The following is a 6,265-nucleotide window of genomic DNA, read 5'->3' on the forward strand; positions in this document are numbered from 1 at the left end:
GGCTTTTTTTTGGGGGGGTATGGGTGGATGGTCCAGCGCGGGCCGGTGGGGCTTCTCGCGCAGTTCCCCGCGCCCCTGAAAAGCAGGGGCTGCGCCCCTGCGTTTCAGGCCCGCCACCCTCGCCTTTCAGGCCCGCAAGGGTCTGGTCTTTTAGGGGCGCGGGGAACTGCGCGAGAAGCCCCACCGGCCCGCGCTGGACCATCCACCCATACCCCCCCAAAAAAAAGCCGAGCCGCGCCCGGAAGAATCCGGACGCGGCTCGGTCAACGTGCCGCTCGGGGGTTACTTGCGGCCGACCACGACCCCCTTCGTCTTCGCGGCCGACTTGTTCTCGTAGACGACCGCACCCGAGGACTTCTTCCAGATCTTGATCTTGAAGGTGTCCGGGCCGTCCGTGGCCGTGATGCGGAACGCGTAGCCGGTCTTGCCGTTGACCGTGCCGGAGCCCTGGTAGACCGCCTTCGAGCCGGTGACGACCAGCCAGTCGGAGCCCGTGGAGCGGAACTTCAGCTTGGCCTTGGCGAAGTCGAGCGCGGCCTTGCCGGACGGCTTGGTGGCGTTCTTGCCGTACTTGGCGGTGAAGGAGAAGCCCGTCGTACCCGTCAGCTTCGGGCCTGCCGGGAAGGACCCGGCCAGCGAGGTGAAGCTGCCCTTCCCGGTCGCGGAACCGGCCGCCCGGTCGTAGACGATCAGCTCGGGCAGCGTGCTGCTCGCCGACGCGCCGTCGTCGTCGGTGACGGTGACCACCGGGCGGAAGATGCCGGCCTTGCGGTAGGTGTGCTCGGCCTTGCAGCTGCCGGCGGTGACCTTGCCGGCGGTGGGCTTGGTGCCGTCCTTCCAGTCGACCTTGCAGGTGTGGGTGTCGCGGGTGCCCGGGTCGGTGAACTTCGCCGAGACCGAGGTGCCCTTGCCCGCCGCCACCGGGGGCTTGGGGCCGGTCGTGGAGGTGATCTTCGGGGCCGCGTTGGTGACGGTCACGGTCGCCGTGTCGGAGCTGCGGCCGCCGGTCAGGGTGAGCGTGTACGTGCCGTTGTCGGCGCAGGTGACCGTGGTCTTCGCGGACTTGGCGTCGGCGAAGAAGCAGGGCACGTCGTTGCCGATCGTCCACTGGGCGCCGCCCGCGCCGGAGACCGTGCCGTTCAGCTGGATCTTGGCGCCTTCCTTGCCGGAGGCGTCCGCGCCGGCCCGGGCGATGGTGACCGGCTCGATGCTCTCCAGGGTCGGGACGACCTTCTTCAGCAGGCCGTCGGTGTCGAACTCCAGCTTGTCGATGGTGGTTTCACGGTGCGTGCCGTCTCCGCCGGGGATGGCGAAGCGGTGGTAGACGACGTACCAGTCGTCGGTGTTCGGGACGTGCACCACCGAGTGGTGGCCGGGGCCCTTGATGCCGAGCGAGAGGTCCTTCTCCAGGATCACGCCCTGCTTGGTCCAGGGACCGGTGGGCGAGGAGCCGGTGGCGTAGGCGACCCGGTAGTTCTCGTCACGTGTGTCGTTCTCCGACCACATGAAGTAGTAGGTGCCCTTGCGCTTGATGACGAAGGTGCCCTCGTTGTAGCCGCTGGGGGTGATGTTCGTGACCTTGGCGGCGTCGAACGACACCATGTCGTCGTTCAACGGGACCACGTACGCGCGGCCGTTGCCCCAGTAGAGGTACGACGTGCCGTCGTCGTCGGTGAAGACGGCGGGGTCGATCATCTGGCCCGTGTAGTCACCCGCCTTCAGCAGCGGCTTGCCGAGCGCGTCCTTGAACGGGCCGGTGGGCGAGTCGGAGACCGCGACACCGATGTTCGCGTCGGCGCAGAAGTAGAAGTAGTACTTGCCGTTCCGCTCCTCCATCGCCGGCGCCCAGGCCCTGCTGTCCGCCCAGGAGACGTCCGGACCGAGGTCCAGGATGACGCCGTGGTCGGTCCAGTTGACCAGGTCCTTGGAGGAGTACGCCTTGAACTGCGTACCGCTCCAGCCCTCGAAGCCGTCGGTGGTCGGGTAGATGTAGAAGGTGTCGCCGAAGCGGACGACGTTCGGGTCGGCGTTGAGACCCGGCAGGACCGGGCTCTTCATGACCGCCGCCGAGACGGTCCAGGTGCGCTTCTTTCCGTCCGAGCCCGTGACCTCGTACGTGACCGGCTTGCTGAAGTCGCGCAGGGTGCCGGAGGCGGGGCTGATGGTCGCGCCGTGGGCGAGGGTGAACTCGGGTGCCAGGGCCTTGACATCACTGCCCGGGGTCAGCGGCAGGACGACCTTGCTGTCCTTGTCGGTGATGATCGCGTCGGTCTTGAGCGCCGGGTGGGTCACCGCGGCGATGCCGGTGGTGTTGCCGCCCAGTTCCAGGACCTCGGCGGGCGTCAGGGCCCGGTTGTAGATCCGGAAGTCGTCGACCTCGCCGCCGAAGTACGGGTCCGGGGAGTACAGGGACTTGCCGATGTAGCCGGAGTGGTCCTTCGCCGAGTCGTACAGGTCGGACGGCTTGACGGTGACCCCGCCGACGCGGGCGACCTCTGCGCCGTCCACGTAGAGCACGGCCGTCTCGGTCGCGCCGTTCACCGTGACGGTGAGGTGCTTCCATTCGCCCGGGGTGAGCTGGGAGCCGCCGAGCATCTGCTTCTCACCGGACCAGGTGGCCTTGGTGATCGCGGAGAACAGCTTGCCGCCGCCGTTGGACGGGGTGGCGAACAGGTACTTGTTGCTGTCCGGGCCGAGCCCGAACAGCCACTGGAAGTTGTCGCCGCCCTTCCACTTGACGTACGTGGAGACGGTGACGCTGTTCGTGTCCTTCAGGACGCCGTTCGGGATCTTGACGTACGGCGAGTCGGAGCCGCTGTTGCCGCCGGACATCTTGAACGAGCCGCCGTCGACGCCGGTCCCGAAGTCGGGCGTTCGGACGTAGGTGCCGTGGTAGCCGTGGCCGCTGGAGTCGCGGGCGATGCTGCCGCCGGTCTCGTCGAAGTCGTAGTGCAGGAGCAGGTCGGCGGGGACGTCCGGGCCCTCGGCGGAGACCGTGACCTCCGCCGTGACCTCGATCGCCGAGTCGCCGGCGATGTCGCCCTTCACCGTGAAGGTGCCGGCCTGCGCGTACTGCGACGCGTCCACGCCCTCCCAGGTGACCGCGACGGGCCGCTTCACACCGTCGCCGGTCTCGGCGATGACGGTGGCGGGCAGGACCGGGGCGTCACCGACGCGGGTCTTCACCTTGACGTCCTCGACGTCGGTGATGATCTGGTCCGGCTGGTAGGTCTGCAGCAGCCGGTCGTACTCGGCCTGCGTCACCGGCAGTACCGTGCCGTGCCGGGGCTTGGACGGCAGGTCGTAGCCGGTGGACGGGGTCCAGACGCCGGAGGCCAGGTCCGTCGTCTCGAAGGGGATGTAGCCGCGCCCGCCGAACTCGTCGAGGAACGCGTACCACTTCTCCTCGGTGTTCGACTTGAACACCAGCGGGCCCTCGGCGGCGTTCATCGCGCCCTTGCCGATGCCCTCGGCGACGGCGGTCCAGGAGAGGTCGCGGAGCGTGTCGCTCTTCTCCTCGAAGATGAACTTGCTGTTGGGCGTGGAGGAGGAGTTGTTCCGCTCGTCCTTGGAGAGGCGGAAGTACTCGCCGTCGTGCCGGATGACCGTGGAGTCGATGACCGAGTAGCCGCGGTCGATCCAGACCTTGGGCTCGCTGAACGTGTAGAAGTCACGGGTCGTCGCGTACATCATGCGGTTGTACGTGTCGCCGGAGTGGGCCTCGTTGTCGTACAGCTTCGACGCCCAGAACACGACGTACTCGCCGAGCTCCTCGTCGTAGTACGCCTCGGGGGCCCAGGTGTTGCCGGCCGAGTCGGGGGAGACCTTCACCAGGCGCTGGTTCGTCCAGTTCACCAGGTCGGTCGACTCCCAGACCATGATGGACTTGCTGCCGGTGCGCTGCGAAGCGTCCCAGTCGCCGTTGCCGTAGATCTTGAGGTCCGTGGCGATCTGGTAGAACTTGTCGCCCTCGGGGGAGCGGATGATGAACGGGTCGCGCAGACCCTTCTCGCCGAGCGTGGACGTCAGGACGGGCTTGCCGTCGTTCAACTCCCGCCACTTCAGCGGGTCGTTGCCCTTGCTGAGGGCCGCGTAGAGCTGCTCGCCGTCCGAGGTGCCCTCGCCGGTGAAGTAGCTGAACATATATCCCTTGAGGGCTTCCTTCTTCGGCAGCTCCGGCACCTTCGCGGTGAAGGCGCGGGTCTTCTTCGCGTCGCCCTTGGTGACGGTCGCGGTCAGCTCGACGGTGGTGGCGCCGTCGCCGTGCGCGGGACGCTTCACCACACCCTCGTCGGAGACGACGTCCGTGTTCGCGGAGGACCAGGCGACCTTGGTGGCGAAGTCACCGGACGTCGGGAGCGTCAGGTTGCCCCGGGCGTCGTCGAGGTTGTGCACGGTCAGTGCCTCGGCGGCCTGGTCGACTGCGGTCGTGTCGTCGAAGGCGGGCAGGACCGTGACCTCGAAGGTCTTGGTGGCGCTCGCGGGACCCTTCTTCAGGGTCGCCGTCAGTGTGGCGTGGCCGTCCGGCTGACCGGCGGCGGGGCGGGTCACCGCGCCGGAGTTCGAGACCACGTCCGTGTTGTCGCTCGCCCAGGTGATGGTCGAGCCGCCGGCCGTGCCCGTCTTCGGCAGGTCCAGGTCGGCGGTCACCGCGCTGGTGTCGCCCAGGGTGAGGGCGGCCTTGTCGGCGGCGACGCCCTCCGCGGCGATGGGGAGCGAGAGCTGCTCGACCTCGGAGCCGGCGAGGGCACGGTCGTAGACCCGGAAGTCACGGATCTTGCCCTTGAAGAGCTTGTCGCTGGTGTAGACCGACTTGCCTATGTAGTTGGCGGTCGTGGTGCCCGAGCCGATGGAGCCCGGGGTGGTGGTGACCGAGGTGTTGCGGCCGACCTCCACGCCGTCCTCGTACAGCACGCCCGTGGTGCCGGTCTGGGTGTAGGTGAGCTGCTTCCACACCGAACGGGTCAGGTTGTGCGAGTCGGAGGGCCGCGTGTTCTGCTCGGTCGACCAGTTGCCCGACGCGATGGCCGTGCGCAGGGAGTTGCCGGTGGCGAAGAGGTAGCCGTTGCCCGCGCCGTTGGTGGTGTTGCCGAAGCCGTAGATGAAGTACGGCCCGGTCTGCGACTCGTCCATCAGCACGTCCATGGAGACGCTGATCGAGTCCATGCCCTTCATGACGTCGTTCGGCACCTTGACGTAGGTGTCCGAACCGTTGAAGGCGAGGCCCTGACCGTTGCCCGTCCAGCCGGCGGTGCCGTTCACCGTGCCGTCACGGCCGTTGCCGGAGGCGTCGGTGACCGTGGTGCCGGAGGTGGCGTCGAGCTTGTACCAGAGAGCCAGACCGTCGGTGAGGTCGGCGTCGTCGGCGGCGGCCGGAGCGGCGGGCCCGGCGAGGCCCAGAAGCAGTGACGCGGCGGTCAGTCCGGCGAGTGGACCCGCCCAGCGTCTCGCGCCGCCGCGCAGACGTGCGATGTACGTCATGTAGGTATCCCTGCTGAGAGCACGGCTGATGAAGGGGGGCGAGGACAACGGCAAGGCAAGTGGAAGGGGTCGAGAAAGGGCGGGAACCCTCGCCCCGGGTCTCCCGCTGTTTCGGCCGTGTGACGTCGTGTTGCGAGAGTGTCAATCGGCGTGTGGTGAGGCGTCAAGAGGTTTCGAACAATGTCCGACAGGCCGAACAAAGAGCCCCCGTCCTTGGTGGAGGACGGGGGCTCCGCGATCCGTGCTTACCGGACGGGGCGTATCAATTCCCACGTGTCTACCGCGAAGTCCCGCTTCATACCGTGCCGTTCGTACAGGGCGAGGGCTCCGGTGCTGTTGTCGGTGTCGACGCCGAGGCTGATGCGGTCGCGGCCCAGGGCCGCGTAGTGACCGAAGGCGTGCCGGAGCAGCAGGCTGCCGAGGCCGCGACCGCGGGCCTCGCGCAGGACCCCGATGCTGGAGATCCAGGCCGCGGCGGCACGGTCGTTGCGGGACCGCAGGGCCGCCACGTCCCCGAGACCGTCGACGTGCGCGATCCAGACCAGCGACCAGTCGACGTTCTCGGCGTCGATGTCGTCCAGCCACTGCTCGTACGTACGCGGCTGGAAGTCGAAGTGGTCGGCGAAGGCCGTCTGCAGCAGGGAGTAGGCCTTCCTGCGGTCCTCCTCGGTGCCACAGGCGCGCAGGGTGACGCCGGGCGGGAGCGCCGGCGTCAACCTGCGCGCCTGTGGCACCGAGGAGGACCGCAGCTGGTCCTTATACACATCTCCGACCACAAGAGACA

Annotated in this window: 2 protein-coding genes; both read right to left on the bottom strand. The window is 67.9% G+C overall.

The features are described from left to right. Positions 1–282 precede the first annotated feature (282 nt). The gene (locus P1P70_RS38440) at positions 283–5,481 is read right to left on the bottom strand and encodes a family 43 glycosylhydrolase (RefSeq protein WP_319246051.1); all 5,199 of its coding nucleotides are present in this window, start codon (positions 5,479–5,481) and stop codon (positions 283–285) included. A 245-nt stretch (positions 5,482–5,726) separates the two neighbouring features. Then, on the bottom strand, positions 5,727–6,265 hold a 539-nt coding region (locus P1P70_RS38445), incomplete at its 5' end, for a GNAT family N-acetyltransferase (RefSeq protein WP_319246052.1).

The organism is Streptomyces sp. MB09-02B, assembly GCF_033794485.1.
GTDB lineage: Bacteria > Actinomycetota > Actinomycetes > Streptomycetales > Streptomycetaceae > Streptomyces.

Excerpts from the sequence above, each read along its gene's own strand:
- P1P70_RS38440 (WP_319246051.1), bottom strand. The coding sequence starts at position 5,481 with ATGACGTACATCGCACGTCTGCGCGGCGGCGCGAGACGCTGGGCGGGT.